The sequence below is a fragment of the Myroides profundi genome, assembly GCF_000833025.1.
GTDB classification, from domain to species: domain Bacteria; phylum Bacteroidota; class Bacteroidia; order Flavobacteriales; family Flavobacteriaceae; genus Flavobacterium; species Flavobacterium profundi_A.
The window spans coordinates 1,054,386-1,071,485 of the sequence record NZ_CP010817.1; the positions used below are offsets into that span (position 1 = coordinate 1,054,386).

A 17,100-nucleotide genomic window follows, 5' to 3' on the forward strand; every position below is an offset into this window, starting at 1 on the left:
TATTATTTTACTTATTAGCGTCTTTCATCACTTGTACTATTTTCATTACAGCTTGTTGTGCATTGGCAGTGCTGCTGTTTGCCATGATGATATAGGCAGTATTCGTGATGCCATCTATCTGTGTATAGGTAAAGAATGTACCATCAGAACCAGCGTGGTCATAGAGCTTGGTAGTCTCATTGATAAGATTCCCCCAACCTATAGCATATTTGCTTTGACTATTAAATAAGAAGTCATAAGTACTTGCTTTAAGGGCGTTGTTTTGACCTGCAAGACCTTGTAGATTGAGTTGAATGTATTTGATATAATTCTCTATATTCATACTCAAGTCACCTGCTGGTTCTATAAGTGTTAGGGCATAGTTATAAGTAGGAGGTACAGATTCTAGTACATCATACTGTAGGGCATGTCCCCAAGGTTGGTTTTCTAGATTGCGATTTGGCCAGCCGATGACGAAGTCTATACCTAGTTCATTGGTTAGAATTTCTTTTGCTAGTTCTTCCCAAGATTTGTTAGCTACTTTCTCTAACATAGAAGCTGCTATACTATACCCTGCATTAGAATAGGTATATCCATCTGGAGTTTCTAGTGGAGCCATCGATAATACATGTTGAGCGAAAGTTTGTCTCTGCTGTTGTTTTGTCCCTTCGAACTTTGGAAGCCCAATGCGTTCCGTACCACTAGTGAAGGCGTGTACTTTAGCTCTATGAGAGAAGAAGTCCTTCAGCGTAGCGTTATAGTATGCAGGATTAGCAGATTTTTTTGCTTCAGGGAATAGATCAAAATAGGTAGTACTCCATTTGATTTTGCCTTGTTCTACTAGTTTGGCAGCTATAAACCCTGTAATGGCTTTAGAGTTGGAACCTAAGTGGAAGTAGTCTTTTAGATTAGCGTTAGAGGGCGTGTTCTTTTCACCGAATTTGTGATGTCCAGAGATACCTTTTTGAACAGTCTGGTCTTTTGTTACAATGGCATAGGCCACTTCAGGAACGTTGTATAGGTTGCGTATACTATCTATTTTAGTGTGTAAGTCTTGACTGTATATCGTTTGACTATATGATAATATGATAGCTGAGGTTAGTATAAGTAGTTTTTTCATGTTTTAGTTTTATTATAAAAACTAAGGTAATGATATTCGGTTTATAAATAAGTTTTTCTCCTTTGAAAAGGTTCGATAGAGGGAAGGTAATTGGTGATAAATAACCGAAATAACAAATAATTTTTAAAAAAGTATGTTTTGTTGCTTTTGCTTTTTGTGACTTAACGAGTTAAATAGTATCTTTGGCGACTCAAAGTATTAAAATAATACCGATATGTTTGATAATTTAAGTGATAAATTAGATAAAGCCTTTCATATCCTTAAGGGACACGGCAAGATTACAGAAGTCAATGTAGCAGACACTCTAAAAGAGGTTCGTAGAGCTCTATTAGATGCCGACGTTAACTTTAAGATTGCTAAAGATTTTACTAATATAGTAAAAGAAAAAGCCTTAGGACAAGAGGTACTTACAACTTTACAACCAGGACAATTGATGATCAAAATCGTTAAGGACGAGTTGACTCAATTAATGGGAGGTGAGGCTGCAGGTATTAACTTATCTGGTAATCCTTCAGTTATTTTAATGTCAGGTTTGCAAGGGTCAGGGAAAACAACATTCTCTGGTAAACTAGCAAACTTCTTAAAGACAAAGAAAAATAAGAAACCTTTATTGGTAGCGTGTGACGTATATCGTCCTGCAGCTATTAATCAGTTACATGTAGTAGGTGATCAATTAGGTATAGAAGTATATTCAGAAGAAGGAAATAACAATCCTGTACTAATTGCAGAGAATGCTATTAAGCATGCGAAAGCAAATGGATTCAATGTAGTGATTGTCGATACAGCTGGTCGTCTAGCAGTAGATGAGGAGATGATGACGGAGATCGCTAATATTCACAAAGCAATTACACCACATGAGACGCTATTCGTAGTGGACTCTATGACAGGACAAGATGCCGTAAATACAGCGAAAGCTTTTAACGATAGATTAAACTTCGATGGGGTAATCCTTACTAAGTTAGATGGGGATACACGTGGAGGGGCTGCAATCTCAATTAAATCAGTAGTAAATAAACCGATTAAGTTTATCGGTACTGGTGAGAAGATGGAAGCGATAGATGTGTTCTATCCAGATCGTATGGCAGACCGTATCTTAGGGATGGGAGACGTTATCTCGTTAGTAGAGCGTGCACAGGCTCAATACGACGAAGAAGAGGCTCGTAAAATCCAGAAGAAAATCGCGAAGAATGAGTTCGGTTTTGACGATTTCTTAAATCAGATTCAGCAAGTGAAGAAGATGGGGAATATGAAAGACTTGATGGGGATGATACCTGGAGTTGGAAAAGCAATGAAAGATGTAGAGATAGAAGATGATGCGTTTAAACATATCGAGGCTATTATCTACTCAATGACACCTGCAGAACGTTCTAAACCATCTATTATAGATGTAAAACGTAAGAACCGTATCGCTAAAGGATCGGGTACAGATATACAACAAGTGAATCAATTGCTTAAGCAGTTCGATCAAATGAGCAAAATGATGAAGATGATGCAAGGGGCAAAAGGAAAGAATTTGATGAGAATGATGGGGCAAATGAAAGGCATGCAAAGATAATTAAAGAAGAAGGTTTAAGGTTCATTATGAGGTTTAAACCTTCTTTATTTACATACACACAACACACATTTTATTTTAATGCAACTACTAGACGGAAAAAAGGTATCGGAAGATATCAAGAATGAGATCGCTGTTGAGGTTCAACAGATGAAGGCTCGTGGAGAAAAAGTACCTCACTTAGCAGCAGTTATTGTTGGTACTAATGGAGCAAGTTTAACTTACGTAGGAAGTAAGGTTAAATCTTGTGAGAAAGTAGGTTTTGAATCTACATTAGTTTCTTTGCCAGAAGAAACTACAGAAGAAGAGCTTTTAGCTAAAGTAAAAGAATTGAATGCTGATCCTGCTATAGATGGATATATCGTTCAATTACCTCTTCCAAAACACATTGATGAGCAAAAAATCTTATTAGCTATCGATGCGGATAAAGACGTAGATGGGTTCCACCCAACGAACTTCGGTCGTATGGCTCTAGAGATGGAAACATTCTTGCCAGCTACTCCTTATGGAATCATGGAATTATTAGAGCGTTATAAAGTAGAGACAGCAGGTAAAAACGTAGTAGTTATTGGTCGTTCTCACATTGTAGGTCGTCCTATGAGTATCTTATTAAGCCGTAAAGGTTATCCTGGGGATGCTACTGTGACACTTACACATAGTCGTACTAAGAATATTGCAGAGATTACTAGAGAAGCAGATATTATTATTTCAGCATTAGGAGTGCCTTATTTCTTAAAAGGGGATATGGTGAAGGATGGAGTAACTGTAGTAGACGTAGGTATCACTCGTGTACCAGACGAGACTAATCCTAGAGGATACGTTATCGCAGGAGATGTAGACTTCGATGAGGTTAGTAAGAAAGCTGCTTTTATTACTCCTGTACCTGGTGGTGTAGGACCAATGACAATAGCGATGTTATTAAAGAATACTTTATTAGCTAGATCTAGAAGAGCTAAAAAAGGGGAATAAAATAGAGATAAATTCGTTTTATTTAGACGAATAGATATAAGGCATACGATTTCGTATGCCTTTTTTTTAAAAAATAATATGAAGCTATGATTAAGAAGATAATTATTTGTTTGTGTTTGTTACTGGGAATGGGGATAAGTGCACAAAATCCTAAACCTAGTGTTGGAACATTGTGTTATAAACCTGAATACTATGAAAAAAGGCAGAAAAGATTACTCGAAAAAGAAGTGAAGTTTTCAGAAGATAAAATAGACGGGATACAATTGTGTGATTATGTAATTGGTTTGTATGAGTTAAATAGTTTATGGAATAATGGAGGTTTAATACCTGAATTAGAAGCTAACAACTGTATTGTAGTGTTTGCTTATAAGGGAGATGGAAAAAAAGATGGGTCAATAGAACCTTTAAGTAATTTAGATTTTTTAGAACGTGAGTATATAGAGAATATTGAATATAAAAGTCCAATAGATGTGGGGGATAAATATGGTTCGTGGGGTAAGTTGTTGGGTATGGTATTTATTACAATAAAGGATTAGAATCTAGAAATGGTGAAATGCGATATGTTATTATTGTTTTAGACTAGAAGTAATTTTAAAGAAGTAGTTGTATTATGATAAAGAAAGTAATTATTGGTATTTGTTTGTTAGTTGGTATAAGTGTAAATGGCCAAGTGCTAACAGTGAGACCTCCTCATCCAGGTGTACTTAGTCGTTCTCCTTTAATAGAGGAAGAAGCTGAAGTTAAAGAAGAGAACAAACTTAACTTACAGGAATATGTAGAGCGTCTATATCATTTAAGTAGTGCTTGGTATAATGACGGTGCGCTACCAGTTATAAAGTCAGGAGAGTATCTCGTGATTATTGTTGGAAATGAAGGGAAGTATAACAGTGAGCCGAGTTATTCTAAAGACCTAGTAGGTATAAAAAGAGAAGATGTCAAGTCAATAGAATATAACAATGGACCTAGTGTAGTAGCGTTATATGGTGCTATAGGAGGTGTGTTTGGAGTAGTTTTTGTCACGCTGAAGTGATAATGGAATGAGTATTTATAAATTAGAGAAGTGTTATGCATCTCTTTTTTTGTTTTATTGGGTATGTATTGTGTGACATGTAAAATATTGTGTCTCTACTGATGTGTTATATTGGCTATGTATTGTGTGACATGCAAAATATTGCATTTCTACTGATGTGTTGTATTGGGTATGTATTGTGTGACACACAAAATATTGTGTCTCTACTGATGTGTTATATTGGAGATGTATTGTGTGATACGTAAGGTATTGTGTTTTTACTGTTGTGTTGTATTGGGTGATACGCAGAGTGTAATATATTTATTGAGTATATTATAAACAGTATTGTAACATTTGTTACAATGCAGGCAGTTGATGATTGATATTTTAGTATATTAACTGAAACAATATTGTAAATAATGAAAACTCACTATCAAATCCTTATTATAGGGGCAGGAACTGCCGGTATAATGACAGCAGCTCAGCTAAAGAAGCGTAATCTCAATATAGATATTGGGATTATAGATGCATCAGAATTACATTATTATCAGCCTGCATTTACACTTGTAGGGGCGGGAGCTTATGATAAGAAGAAAACTATAAAACCTACAAAGGATCTTATACCTAGCGGTGTAGATTGGATTCGAGATATGGTTATTTCTATGGATGCTGATAATAATCGCCTAAGTACTAAAGAAGGAATAACCTATACGTATGATTATCTAGTAGTCTGTCCTGGATTAGTGAATGACTTATCTTTGATAGAAGGATTAGCTGATGCTGTAGAGAAAGGTGTGGTGTGTAGTAATTATATAGACCCAGAATTTACTTGGAAGTTATTACAAGAATTTAAAGGAGGAACAGCTATTTTTACTCAACCGAATACACCTATTAAATGTGGTGGAGCTCCTCAGAAGATCATGTATCTGGCATGTGATTATTTTAGAAAGAAAGGAATGGATAAGAATACTAAAGTTCATTTTCCAATGCCTGGGAGTGTTATTTTTGGAGTTAAACCTATTGCAGAGACTTTAATGAAAGTAGTTGATAGATATGGTATTGACTTTAGACCTTTCCACAATCCGATTAAAATAGATGCTGATCATAAAAAGGTCTATTTTAAACGCACTAATATGCCAGAAAATAAATGTGTGGTAATCTCTGACGGCAGTACCACTGTGGCTGATGATAGTGTAATAGAGATGTCTTTTGACTTCTTACATTTAGCACCACCTCAAGTGGCACCACAGTTTGTAAGAGAATCTAATTTAGTAAATACTGCTGGTTGGTTAGATGTTGATTTAAACAGCTTACAACACAATAAGTATACTAATGTATTTGGACTCGGAGATGTGGCGGGTTTACCAACTGCTAAGACAGGTGCTGCAATACGTAAACAAGTTCCAGTAGTAGTAGATAATTTATGTAAGCTATTAGATACTAAAGAAGCATCTAATAAAGGGTATGAAGGATATTCTTCTTGTCCATTAGTGACAGGTTATGGAAAGATGGTGTTGGCTGAGTTTAATTATAAGAATGAGTTTACACCTGATCCTAAGTTAAAGCAAATGTTTATTTCGAATAGTGATCAAGAGCATTGGCGCTTATGGATGTTGAAGAAATATATGTTGCCGTATTTATATTGGAATAAAATGATGAAGGGGAAGCAAGTGTAGAATGGTTTATCTTTATCCTTTTAAAAAGATGAATATGAAATTTCCAAAAGCAATAATAGATTTTATAGTAAAAGAGATAGAATGCACTCATTATTTTATGCCTCAGTTTTATCCGCAACACGGCGATATTGAAGGTTTTCAAGATGGGTATAAGTATAATAGCGTTGAAGGAAAGGATATCACAGGAACTAAGGAAGGTGATTTTCATCCTAATTGGTATGTAATATGTGGAGGTTATGCACAAGATCCATATTGGATAGATATCACAGAAGAAGAAAAAGGCTTTCCTGTTTATTTTGCAGAGCATGGAGCAGGTAAGTGGGAACCATTATTAGTTGCAGATTCTTTAGGTGAGTTTGAAGAGTGTGTGAAGTATATGATTTATTTGACAGAATCTGAATTGTCTAAAGAAGAAATAGAGAGATTGTATAATGAGCGTTTTGATTTAGATAGTCCTTTTTGGGAATTGGTGTGGAGTGAGTTTTCTTTTGACGAAGAATAGTGAAGTTGTTTAACTATGATGTAATGAGTTATTGCCTTTTAAGTGTATTATTTTAGTATTGTTAAGAAGGTGTTTGATATGTTTAATTTTATGTTCTTAAATCATTTTATCTTTAATATATAATAAGAATTGTTTCTTTATTAGGAAACATTTAATTTTGTAATGTATTGATAATGAAAGATGGTTTAGAGTTTAATGTCACTTTTTTAGAAGAAGCTAAAGAGTTTTTAGACCATTTAGATTCTAAAGCTAGAGCAAAGATTATTTATAATATAAATAAAGCAAGCATTACTTCAAATATTGAATTATTTAAGAAGTTACAAGGGGATATTTGGGAGTTTAGAACAATGTATAGCTCTTTTTATTATAGGCTATTTGCCTTTTGGGATAAGTCAGATAATAAAAATACAATGGTGATTTCAACACACGGTATTATAAAAAAAGAGGATAAAATTTCTAAAAAAGAAATAGAAAGAGCTGAACGTTTAAGAGATGTCTATTTTAATAGTAAAGAGGAGTAAAATGAAAACATATAGCTTAGAAGAAATTACTGATTTATATATTGGTGAGAGGGGTACAGAGAGTAGAGAAGAGTTTGAGAATGAATTAAGGCTTGACTTGTTAGGACAACAAATAAAACAAGCAAGACAAAAGCGTAATTTAACACAAGAGGAATTAGGTCTCTTAGTAGGAGTAAAAAAAGCTCAGATCTCAAAGATAGAGAATAGCACTACAGATGCTCGTCTGACTACTTTATTAAAAGTATTTAAGGCGTTGGGATTAAAGGTGAGTTTTAATGTTGAGTTAGATAGTCAAGAGACTATTTTAGAATTGGATAAAGTATATCGTAGGCTATCTAAAAGATAGCCTTTTTTGTACCTAATAAATAGTATTTTTATTTAAAAGAACATCATGAGAAGTGATAATATAAAGTGGTCAGCTTTAGTACCAGAGTTTGTAGTATCTGACTTAGCTAGTAGCTTACAGTTTTGGTGTGATTATATTGGGTTTGAAGTAATGTACGATCGCAAGGAAGAGTATTTTGCTTATTTACGTATGGGAGATGCACAAGTAATGCTAGAACAATATAATCCTGCTGATAGAGAATGGGAGACAGGAATATTAGAAAAGCCGTATGGTAGAGGAATAAACTTTCAGATAGAAGTAAATGCCATAGCACCTATTCTAAAACGACTTCAAGAGGCTAATTATAATGTATTTATAGATGTAGAAGAGCGTTGGTATAGAGCAGAAGATGTAGAGTTCGGTCAGAAACAGTTCTTAGTACAAGATCCTGATGGCTATTTATTGAGGTTAATAGAGAACTTAGGAGAGCGAAAAGTAGCTGAATAAAGTGATTGCATTAGAAGACATAAGTCAATACTTTAGTGCTGTGATAAAACATAGAAGAGATGAAAACAAGAGAAGAGCTACAGAGTAAGTGGTATAAGAAAGGCGAGAAGTATGCTAAGGAGATTAATGAGATGGTCGCTTTTGGTACAGAACACGGCTGGGATAAATGGGATGGTAAAGAAGCAGAGGACACAAGAGGTAAACTTGCAGAAGCAGTTATTGAGTTATTAAGAAAAGCTAATGTTAATGGTACAGTAGATACTTTTAGACAAGAGTTTCCTCCTGCACATGCTCCTATTGTACCTATGTTAGATGACAAAGGGAGTTATATAGGAGATATTTGTTATATAGCAGAAGATAGCGTTGCTTTTATGCAAGGGACTTCTTATGAAGAGCGACAAGCATATATAGCAAAAGGAACAGAAGTAGTTGCATTAGACAAAGAGATTAAAAGCGTCGGACAGTCTATGCGCAACCTTGTTTATGCGATAGCATACGCAGATAAGATAGTGACTCGTCAAGGATGGGAAGGAGAAATTATAGCAGAGTTTACATTAGATACTTTAGCGAATATAGGAATTACAAGACTTATTCCTTTTAATGACGGGCAGAAAGTATTGTTGATCTCTTCAGAGGGAATTTATTTATTAAATACTAAAGAAGAGAAACTGTTGTTTCCAATACTAGAAGAAGGGGAAGAAAACAATGGATTATCTATGGATCATGCTACTTTATCTCACGACAATAAATATATTGTAGTAGGAGAGCAGTGTAGCGATCACATCGTTTTGGACAGTGAAGGGAATAAAGTAGGATCAGTAGGGCCACAATCTGAGTATCCTCATTATTGTTTGTTTACTAAAGATGATAAACAACTACTGACTAACTCTTGCCATTTTTACAATGGGATATCGATAGGTGTAGATGGAGATAAGTTAGAAGGAATAGATATACCAGGGTGGGATGATCATGAGGATATTACGATATTAGATGAAGGAATGCGTGTGTATGCTGGTGTAGCTTTTAATGACTACTATATCTTAGGAGATGCTTATGGTTATATCAGAGCAATACATAAAGACGGAAGAGAGCTGTGGCAACATTTCTTAGGTTCTACCATAAGTGGAATGGTATTATCAGAGGATGAGAAGACATTATATGTAGGTACACATGCAGGTATATTACACAAGCTGACTTTGAATAAGCCTGTAAGAGATACACATACTATTGGTACTGCTGATATTTATGAAGACTTCCGTTTGTTACTTTGGAAGAATGAGAATAACGTATTAGTGTGGTAATCACTTGATATAAGAATGGATAAAGCTACTTTACGATATGTTAAAGTAGCTTTTTTTTATACTAAAGGTTTTAGTTAAGTAGTTATCTATAGAACACTTAACTAAAACTTATAATTATGAAACACTTAATCTTATACAGTATTCTACTGATTACTTCGATGTGTATAGGACAGAATGCTAAGACTGACTTAGAAACCTATGTCCCTAAAAAAGACAATTACTCTTTTACTACGATTAAATTTAATGTACCTGCCTTTCATTGGAAAGAAAAGATAGATAGCGTTTCTTTTGAAGGGAGTTTGATCATACCTAAGACAGGCTTCGATAAAGTAGTGATTATTAAACCAGGTACAGGATATAATACACGTAATACACATAGCTATTTAGCAGAAGCATTATTAGATCACAATGTAGCTGTATTTAGATATGATGAAAGAGAGATGGGAAATTCAGGAGGAACAGGAGGTGGAGATATGTCATATAGCCCTACTATGATGGGTGCAGAATTAGCTTCTGCCTTTCAGATGTTAAAGAAGAGAGAAGAGTTAAAGGATAAAAAGATTGGTGTGATAGGGCATAGCATGGGAGGGATTACTATTATGGATGCTTATGCTCATTCTTTTGACCCTGATTTTTTAGTGATGTTATCATCACCTGTTGTTTCTGGTAAAGAGATGTTTTTATACCAACTAAGACAAGAGGAGAATGGTTTTCAAGATTACTTTGTGTATGATACTCAAGAAGAAAAAGAAAAGGTGTATAACGAATTAGCTGATTATTATATTTCAATTAAGGATGATAAGAACTATTGGAAGATGTATAAGAAAAAGATGAAGGAGATAGGATATACAGATAAGAAAACTAAAACGAGGTATCGATTTCTAATAGGACATGCAGAAAGAGATATAGTAGCAAAAGACAATCAGGACAAGTATAGAGCGATAGCTATACCGATGTTTTATATGATAGGAGATCAAGACGTATTAGTAGACCCTATTAGCAATGTTGAATTGCTTCAGAGTTTTCATAATAAGAATATAACAATAGAAGTATTAGAAGGAGAAAATCATTTCTTCGCTGATGGAGAAAGTTATGAAATACATCAAGAACCTAAACAAAAAATAGTGGACTGGGTGTTAAAGCAATAGTTGATTTAATTAGCATTTCAATACCTTATCTTTACCATTATATTAAGAATTGATAGAGTAAATTAGAGACCTATAATTTCACTCTATACCTCATGCGACATTTAAGATATATAGTAGTGGCACTATGTGTTACTACATTCTGTATTGGACAAAATCCACAAGATAAAAACACAAGTATAAATGACAGTTTAGCTTCTTTATATCAATCTAAAGAAGAAGTAAACCCAGGTAATAAACTTACTCTACAGCAGTATGTAGAAGATCTTTATATTAATACCTGTAAGTTATATCACAAGGGAGCTCTTCCTACTATAGAGCCTGGGGATTTTAGTGTGATGGTAATAGATAAAAAAGGCGAGGGTAATACGATGATGAAGTCAAAAGACTTAGCCTTGTTAAAAGTAGAAGATGTAAAAGAAATACGCTTCGAAAAGTCAAAACAGACAGATGTGATGTATGGCTATAAAAAAGGTGATTTTGGGATGATCGTCATTACGAAATAGATATAAAAAGAGGCTGTAATGGAATTACAGCCTCTTTTTGATTAACTTAATTATGGTTTATACTGAGGGTTTTCTTTGTAGAAGTTGTTCCAAAAGTCCTCATTGTAAGATACCCTATCTAGTAAAGTTTTGCTTTTGTTTTTAAATTCATACTCTATGAATTCGACGTCATTTGTTTTTAAATCAAATAAATGAGAGTCAGTAGAGTTGGTTAAATTATGTTTCTCTCCATTATGATAAGTTTCTTCACTAAAGGATCTATAGAAGAAGTTAGTAGCATAGTATTTACCATTATTGAGGAGATCTTTGAATACGCTGATATTTTCTTCCTTAGCAGTCCTTAATGCAATACGCTCTATATTAGAATTGGGTTTATACTTACTTTTTAAATAATCAGCATCTAATGATGATTCCCATGTTTCAACCACTTTTACTATGGCATAGTTATCTTGATTAATATAAATTCTACCTGAGTATTTAGAGGGATCAACTTTATTAGTGTAATTCCAACCCTCTCTTTCTGTTTCGAATGCGATAACATATAAGTTACTATCATTAGGATCTTTTGACTCTATAAACGAAAGTTTAAACTTCTTGTATTTTCTTTTGTGTAATATATTAGAGTATTGAATTGGATTCTCTCTACCTCTAAAAATATGGTCTGTATTTTTTATGTTCTTAATACTTCTATTGTTCCATTTTTACTTGTTGTACCTCAAAAGTTGTTCTGTGTAAGCCTAAATAAGTTTCCTGATAATCTTTAGTTATTATTTCAAGGTCAAATATTTTAGTATCGTTCTTATAGAATAATTCATGACTAAATCTAGTGAAGTTAAATGGTTCAGTAGGGTGGTTCTCAGCTTTCTTTTTGATAGCAAGGCGGAGTACTTCTTTTGGAGTAAGTTGTTTGGTGATAACTAATTCATCTAGTAAGTCAAAGTTGGCTTCTAATGAGATAACAGAAGCTAATTCATTTAAGGATACAGTATAGTTATCATACCCTAGAGCTTGTATCTCTAGGATAGAGTTGCCTTTTGTCTTAGGGTCAAAAGGCAGTTCATAATACCCATTGTCATCCGTTACTCTATAGATATCTTGTTCTACTAAAATGATAGTTGCAAAGGCGATAGGCTGTTGAGTATCTTTATCTAATAGTTGCCCTTTAAAAGAACCTTGTTCTTGCTTAATTTCTTTAGAAGATATAGTTACCTTGTTTTGGGCATCTTGTTTCTTTATCTTTTTTCGCTCTGCTTGTGAAGCAGTATTTAGAAATATATAACCATCGTGAAATAAGTCTAATCTCTCCTTCGTATACTCTACGAAGTGAAGTAGCCTTGTGTCCATAGGTTGATGCATTGCTTCTTGATTAGAAGAAATATACAGATAAGGAGTGTTTAACTTTTGTAACTGATCTTCAAAAGAACCTTCTTGAATAGGAGTAGCATGTAATGTACGTGTCCCTGTATCGAATAGGGAATCATTAGCATGTAACGTACCTAGACTAAATACTTTCTCTTTATAATAATCTTTTATTTGTCGTCCCATAGAGATGAAGGCTCTTGCCTGTACATTTCCACTATTTGGGTTGCTGTACATAACATGAATATTATCAGCCCATACCATGATTTTTTCTTGAGGATGCCTTTTAATATACTGTATTAAGTTATCCGCCATCTGCTTATCGCGATAGTTGTCATCTTTAGAGGCAAGGTCACTTGTCATAATAGGTTCTTTCATATCATTGACTGATTGTGCAGTGCTTAGAAGACCTTTAGTGATTTGTACCCAAGTAAGATTAGTGTCTGTTTGAGGTAACCTCTCTATAGCAGTAATTATTCTTTTAAGCTCTTTTTCAAAAGCAGTAAACTTGATATCTTGATTATCGTATTTATAAGTAACTAGCAATGCCTCTAATGCGATACCGAAGTCATCCGAGTCAAGCTTTAAACTTATTTTTTGTTGCTCTAGGTAAGTAAAGAAGTCTTCTATGAAGATATCGTCATTTAGGATTTGCGAGTCATATCCTATCACTTTAAGGTCATTATCTTCTATATACTTAACTAATCTTTGAAATTCTTGGCTATTACTCCATGTACTAAAAATAGCTTGATTGAATGCATCAGGATTAAATCCCTGTTGATTCATCTTCCATATATCATATACAGGAGACTCCATAGCGAAAGTAGTAAAGCCCATTTCTTGGTGTAGATATTCAACTACTCTTGTCTTCATCTCAAAGATATTATCATACATATGTGTTTGTTCTCCTAGCATGACGATTTGCTTGTCTTTTAGCTCTTCTTTAAGGAAAGACAGGTCTGTTAGTTCCTTAGTATCTGGAGGAAGTAGTGGCTGTATTATTAACTCTTGTGCTTTAGTGATGGTGATTACTAAAGCCATTAGTAAGGTGAATAAAAATCTCATATTATAGTGTTTATTTCTAGTTGGTTATAGATATAACCTTAAATATAAGGTTCTTATTGTTTAATCAGGAGGTGTTGTTTGATTGTTTAACATATTTGTCATAAGGTGTCATGTATTTTGAAATTAAAATAACTACAGTCAGTATATCTAAATAAAACTTTATTTTATCACAAATAAGTCTACCTATTACTTATATAATCAGAGTAATTTTGTTACTAGTTTTTGTTTAAATTTGACGCTTCAAGATAAATTGAATAATTGTGATGAAAGAGGCATTTTCTTATAAAGGGACTATCAACAGAAAGGCATATATCGTAAGTCTAGTAACTTACTTTGTGCTGTTGTTTTTAAGCTTCTCAATGTTTGCGAGATTAAGTGGCGCTTTTTTCGGAATACTATTTCTAATGGTCTTTATAGGGTTACATGTTTATCTTTTTGGCAAAGGAACTAGACGCTGTCACGATTTAGGTAAGAAAGGGTGGGAACAGTTTAGTTTTAGAACCTGGTTAGGTATGTTATCCAGAGAGATAAAAGTGACGAAGCCTATATCAGAGCCAATAGAAAGCTAAAAAGGATGTAATGAGTATTATACCATTACATCCTTTTTAGTTCCTTTGTATAAAGGGTATACTCTTAGAACACACTGTTGTTTAGAAGAATTAATTCTTCTTCTGTAGGTTGATTTTTAGAGTCTATAAATGCATTAAAAGCAGATGTGTCATCACAGTAGATAATGTCAAAAGAGAATCTCTCATCACCATATAGCCCTCTGTGTATACTATTCGCAGAGAAGATAAATAGATCACCCCTATTTAGATTAAACACTTGCCCTCGCTCTAGAGCATCACTTGGATGACGACCATGCTGAGATAGTCTAGTGTCTTCTTCTATAGGCATATCCCATAGTCGATGAGTAGCAGGGATGATTTCTATTCCATTTTCTTTCTTCAGTGGGATTCTAAAGTGAACTACATTCTCTGTCTTAATCTTTTCTTGTTGTTCTTCTATCGAAAGCCCTGTATACTGAATATCTCTATGCCAATAGTTCTTTTGTTCCTTGCGATAAGGGTCAAAGAATAATTGAGTATTTAAGAATTTAGCTTTATCTGGAAAGATAGACTCTACAATATTCGTAAGCTTAGCCTGAGCAATGAATTGGAATAATGCTAACCTTTCTTGTTTAGTAATAAAAGGACTACTCGTAAGGCTATGACTGTTGATTAAGCCCTTCTCATACCCTTGTTCATATTCAATCAACCATTGCTTGTGAAAGTTGTTAAGTATCAATTCTATAGATGTTAATTCTTTTTCCGTAAAGAAACTAGGTAGATATAGATAACTATTTTGTTCAAAGTCTACAGGCATAACACTGTTATTAGAGATTTTATAATACGAAGATAAACTACTGAAGTGAAATAGTGTAATACTAATTTAATTTGTCCTATTTATTCCCTTATTTTCACAATAGATTCTCAATATTATAACTAGAATTAATGAACAAGATATTTTTATTGGTGTATATTTGTTGATGTCTCATTAGAGGCGGTATGGCAAAAAAAATAAATTATCAATGGAAATTTATAACAAAAGACAGTTATTATTTAATACTAAATACAATGCTATAAGAAGTAAATATAAAATAGTAGGAGCAATACGCTTGATCGTATTCTTCGCTATTATTTATTTCTTCTATCTAGCTTTGGCTAACGCAGATACCTTTTACTTATATTTTACAGGAGGGCTTATTGTTGCTTTCTTAGTATTACTGCGTGTACACGTAGAGTACTCGTGGAAGATGCGCTATGTGCAGGCTCTTAAAGAGATCAATACAGATGAACTTGCTTTCTTAGAAGAGGATAAAAGACCTTTTGATGCAGGAGAAGAGTTTAAGACTACAGAACACCCTTATGCTTTTGACTTAGATATTTTTGGGCATAAATCCCTATATCAATACCTAAATAGGACAGCAACATTTATAGGAAAACAAAAGCTTGCAGATTTATTAAAAGGCAAATTGACATCAGAAGCGATTTTAGATAACCAAGAAGCGATTAAAGAACTCTCTCAGAAGGTAGAATGGAGACATGAGATAAATGCTTATGGTAAATTGTCTAATCTAGATGAAAAAGCGTATACAAGATTAAAGAAATGGAGTGACACAGCCGTAGTACCTATTAGTAAGCTAGGCCGTGCATTAAGCTATGTGTTACCTGTGCTATTAGGGATTTCGATTGTTTTATACTTTCTGTTAGACCTTGACTTTGTGGGATATGTGATCTCTACCTTATTCTCTTTTAACTTAATACTGACTTTATCACAGATAAAGAATATTCAGGCAGAGCTAGGAGGAGCAGATAAGGTACATGAGACTATAGAGAGCTGTAGTTCTATCATTAAACGTATAGAAAGAGAGACTTTCACTACGGATAAAATGAAATCCTATATCAGTGAATTAAATAAAGATTCTTTTCAAGCGAGTAAAGAGTTAAAAGAACTATCAAAACTATTCGAACAGTTAGAGACTGTTGCTAATATCTTTGTGATGGTTGTCTTTAACGGTTTTGTACAGTATCATGTACATGTATTACACCGATTTTTAGAATGGAAAAAGAGCAAAGGACATCTTGTACCTAAAGCAATAGAGATCATAGGAGAGGTAGAAGCGCTTAATTCGTTAGCGAACTTCTCTTATAACAACAGACATTATACCTTCCCTACTATCAGTGAAGAGGGAGAGATGAAGTTTAAAGATCTAGGACATCCTCTGCTAAATGAGAAGAAGAGAGTCTGTAATGATATCAACTTTAGCAACCAACGCTTTGTGATTCTGACAGGATCTAATATGTCTGGTAAGAGTACTTTCTTGCGTACCATAGGGGTTAACCTTGTACTAGCTAGTATAGGAGCGCCTATCTGTGCTACGAAAGCTACTTTCTTCCCACTGCCGTTATTTGTATCGATGAGACTGACAGATTCATTAGAAGATAGTGAGTCTTACTTCTATGCAGAGGTGAAAAGGCTAAAGATGATTATCGAACAGGTGAGAGAAGAACCATGCTTTGTACTATTAGATGAGATACTTAGAGGGACGAACTCTGATGATAAGCAGAGCGGAACGATAGGAGTGATCCATAAGTTGATTAGGGAGAAGACCTATGGTGTGATCGCTACCCATGATTTAGAGGTATGTGAGACAACGAATAAATTCCCTGATATTCTTATCAATAAATGTTTTGAGGTGGAGATTAAAGAAGATGATTTACACTTTGACTACAAGATAAGAGATGGTGTATGTCAGAATAAGAATGCCACATTCATTATGAAAAAAATGGAAATTATAGATTAATTTATAATAATAGAGAACTCAAAAAAGTCACTTCGGTGGCTTTTTTTTGTGCCTTTGATTCGAGTGGTCGCATAGTTATCGCATAGTGATGGCATACTGCTCGCATAGTTTTGGCCGTTTTTAATGCGATCACTATGCGATAAAACTGCCATTATGATACTAGCATGAGATAGAAGGTGAAAAAAAGAACCTGTTTAGGTTCTCTGTAGTATTCTTAA

The 17,100-nt window shown here is 34.1% G+C and carries 18 protein-coding genes; 14 read left to right on the forward strand and 4 right to left on the reverse strand.

What is annotated here, in order from left to right; all coding sequences use genetic code 11:
• Positions 1-7: 7 nt before the first annotated feature.
• A complete protein-coding gene (locus MPR_RS04790; RefSeq protein ID WP_041889750.1) occupies positions 8-1,099 on the reverse strand; it encodes a serine hydrolase domain-containing protein in 1,092 nt (363 codons plus the stop codon).
• 214 nt (positions 1,100-1,313) lie between these two features.
• On the opposite strand from MPR_RS04790, the gene ffh reads away from it, so the two are divergent.
• From ffh to MPR_RS04850, 12 genes are all read left to right on the forward strand, one after another.
• On the forward strand, positions 1,314-2,654 hold the full coding sequence (gene ffh / locus MPR_RS04795) for a signal recognition particle protein (protein ID WP_006256930.1): 1,341 nt from the start codon (positions 1,314-1,316) through the stop codon (positions 2,652-2,654).
• Between the two features lie 78 nt (positions 2,655-2,732).
• Positions 2,733-3,620: a bifunctional 5,10-methylenetetrahydrofolate dehydrogenase/5,10-methenyltetrahydrofolate cyclohydrolase gene (locus MPR_RS04800; RefSeq protein ID WP_006256929.1), complete on the forward strand. Its 888-nt coding sequence runs from the start codon at positions 2,733-2,735 to the stop codon at positions 3,618-3,620.
• Between the two features lie 86 nt (positions 3,621-3,706).
• On the forward strand, positions 3,707-4,156 hold the full coding sequence (locus tag MPR_RS04805) for a hypothetical protein (RefSeq protein ID WP_139177111.1): 450 nt from the start codon (positions 3,707-3,709) through the stop codon (positions 4,154-4,156).
• A gap of 74 nt (positions 4,157-4,230) precedes the next feature.
• Positions 4,231-4,650 carry a hypothetical protein gene (locus tag MPR_RS04810; protein ID WP_041889756.1) on the forward strand — a complete coding sequence of 140 codons (420 nt, stop codon included), beginning with the start codon at positions 4,231-4,233 and terminating at the stop codon, positions 4,648-4,650.
• Between the two features lie 398 nt (positions 4,651-5,048).
• Positions 5,049-6,305 carry an NAD(P)/FAD-dependent oxidoreductase gene (locus MPR_RS04815; RefSeq protein ID WP_041889759.1) on the forward strand — a complete coding sequence of 419 codons (1,257 nt, stop codon included), beginning with the start codon at positions 5,049-5,051 and terminating at the stop codon, positions 6,303-6,305.
• Positions 6,306-6,339: 34 nt separating this feature from the next.
• The gene (locus tag MPR_RS04820; protein WP_041895178.1) at positions 6,340-6,807 is read left to right on the forward strand and encodes a hypothetical protein; all 468 of its coding nucleotides are present in this window, start codon (positions 6,340-6,342) and stop codon (positions 6,805-6,807) included.
• Between the two features lie 173 nt (positions 6,808-6,980).
• Entirely contained in the window at positions 6,981-7,328 is a 348-nt protein-coding gene (locus tag MPR_RS04825; RefSeq protein WP_041889761.1) for a type II toxin-antitoxin system RelE/ParE family toxin, read from the forward strand.
• 1 nt (position 7,329) lies between these two features.
• A complete protein-coding gene (locus tag MPR_RS04830) occupies positions 7,330-7,674 on the forward strand; it encodes a helix-turn-helix domain-containing protein (RefSeq protein ID WP_052472641.1) in 345 nt (114 codons plus the stop codon).
• 45 nt (positions 7,675-7,719) lie between these two features.
• Complete coding sequence (locus MPR_RS04835) at positions 7,720-8,160, forward strand: bleomycin resistance protein (protein WP_041889764.1); 441 nt, start codon at positions 7,720-7,722, stop codon at positions 8,158-8,160.
• A gap of 59 nt (positions 8,161-8,219) precedes the next feature.
• On the forward strand, positions 8,220-9,461 hold the full coding sequence (locus MPR_RS04840; protein ID WP_041889767.1) for a YncE family protein: 1,242 nt from the start codon (positions 8,220-8,222) through the stop codon (positions 9,459-9,461).
• A gap of 116 nt (positions 9,462-9,577) precedes the next feature.
• A complete protein-coding gene (locus MPR_RS04845; protein WP_041889770.1) occupies positions 9,578-10,609 on the forward strand; it encodes an alpha/beta hydrolase family protein in 1,032 nt (343 codons plus the stop codon).
• 92 nt (positions 10,610-10,701) lie between these two features.
• Entirely contained in the window at positions 10,702-11,112 is a 411-nt protein-coding gene (locus MPR_RS04850; protein ID WP_041889773.1) for a hypothetical protein, read from the forward strand.
• 50 nt (positions 11,113-11,162) lie between these two features.
• Here the strand turns inward: MPR_RS04850 and MPR_RS18860 are convergent, their stop codons facing one another.
• The gene (locus MPR_RS18860; RefSeq protein ID WP_235280546.1) at positions 11,163-11,540 is read right to left on the reverse strand and encodes a hypothetical protein; all 378 of its coding nucleotides are present in this window, start codon (positions 11,538-11,540) and stop codon (positions 11,163-11,165) included.
• A 259-nt stretch (positions 11,541-11,799) separates the two neighbouring features.
• On the reverse strand, positions 11,800-13,536 hold the full coding sequence (locus MPR_RS04855) for an erythromycin esterase family protein (protein WP_235280550.1): 1,737 nt from the start codon (positions 13,534-13,536) through the stop codon (positions 11,800-11,802).
• A gap of 263 nt (positions 13,537-13,799) precedes the next feature.
• Here MPR_RS04855 and MPR_RS04860 point away from each other — a divergent pair, with 263 nt between their 5' ends.
• The gene (locus MPR_RS04860) at positions 13,800-14,105 is read left to right on the forward strand and encodes a DUF805 domain-containing protein (RefSeq protein WP_041889776.1); all 306 of its coding nucleotides are present in this window, start codon (positions 13,800-13,802) and stop codon (positions 14,103-14,105) included.
• 64 nt (positions 14,106-14,169) lie between these two features.
• On the opposite strand, the gene MPR_RS04865 is transcribed toward MPR_RS04860, so the two are convergent.
• A complete protein-coding gene (locus MPR_RS04865; protein WP_041889779.1) occupies positions 14,170-14,901 on the reverse strand; it encodes a phytanoyl-CoA dioxygenase family protein in 732 nt (243 codons plus the stop codon).
• A gap of 205 nt (positions 14,902-15,106) precedes the next feature.
• On the opposite strand from MPR_RS04865, the gene MPR_RS04870 reads away from it, so the two are divergent.
• Complete coding sequence (locus tag MPR_RS04870) at positions 15,107-16,882, forward strand: MutS-related protein (RefSeq protein WP_041889781.1); 1,776 nt, start codon at positions 15,107-15,109, stop codon at positions 16,880-16,882.
• Positions 16,883-17,100 lie beyond the last annotated feature (218 nt).

Coding starts and splice junctions, on each gene's coding strand:
- MPR_RS04835 (WP_041889764.1), top strand. CDS start 7,720: ATGAGAAGTGATAATATAAAGTGGTCAGCTTTAGTACCAGAGTTTGTA.
- MPR_RS04865 (WP_041889779.1), bottom strand. CDS start 14,901: ATGCCTGTAGACTTTGAACAAAATAGTTATCTATATCTACCTAGTTTC.
- MPR_RS04820 (WP_041895178.1), top strand. CDS start 6,340: ATGAAATTTCCAAAAGCAATAATAGATTTTATAGTAAAAGAGATAGAA.
- MPR_RS04860 (WP_041889776.1), top strand. CDS start 13,800: ATGAAAGAGGCATTTTCTTATAAAGGGACTATCAACAGAAAGGCATAT.
- MPR_RS04790 (WP_041889750.1), bottom strand. CDS start 1,099: ATGAAAAAACTACTTATACTAACCTCAGCTATCATATTATCATATAGT.
- MPR_RS04845 (WP_041889770.1), top strand. CDS start 9,578: ATGAAACACTTAATCTTATACAGTATTCTACTGATTACTTCGATGTGT.
- MPR_RS04850 (WP_041889773.1), top strand. CDS start 10,702: ATGCGACATTTAAGATATATAGTAGTGGCACTATGTGTTACTACATTC.
- MPR_RS04855 (WP_235280550.1), bottom strand. CDS start 13,536: ATGAGATTTTTATTCACCTTACTAATGGCTTTAGTAATCACCATCACT.
- MPR_RS04825 (WP_041889761.1), top strand. CDS start 6,981: ATGAAAGATGGTTTAGAGTTTAATGTCACTTTTTTAGAAGAAGCTAAA.
- MPR_RS04810 (WP_041889756.1), top strand. CDS start 4,231: ATGATAAAGAAAGTAATTATTGGTATTTGTTTGTTAGTTGGTATAAGT.
- MPR_RS04815 (WP_041889759.1), top strand. CDS start 5,049: ATGAAAACTCACTATCAAATCCTTATTATAGGGGCAGGAACTGCCGGT.
- MPR_RS04840 (WP_041889767.1), top strand. CDS start 8,220: ATGAAAACAAGAGAAGAGCTACAGAGTAAGTGGTATAAGAAAGGCGAG.
- MPR_RS04805 (WP_139177111.1), top strand. CDS start 3,707: ATGATTAAGAAGATAATTATTTGTTTGTGTTTGTTACTGGGAATGGGG.
- MPR_RS04870 (WP_041889781.1), top strand. CDS start 15,107: ATGGAAATTTATAACAAAAGACAGTTATTATTTAATACTAAATACAAT.
- MPR_RS04830 (WP_052472641.1), top strand. CDS start 7,330: ATGAAAACATATAGCTTAGAAGAAATTACTGATTTATATATTGGTGAG.
- ffh (WP_006256930.1), top strand. CDS start 1,314: ATGTTTGATAATTTAAGTGATAAATTAGATAAAGCCTTTCATATCCTT.
- MPR_RS04800 (WP_006256929.1), top strand. CDS start 2,733: ATGCAACTACTAGACGGAAAAAAGGTATCGGAAGATATCAAGAATGAG.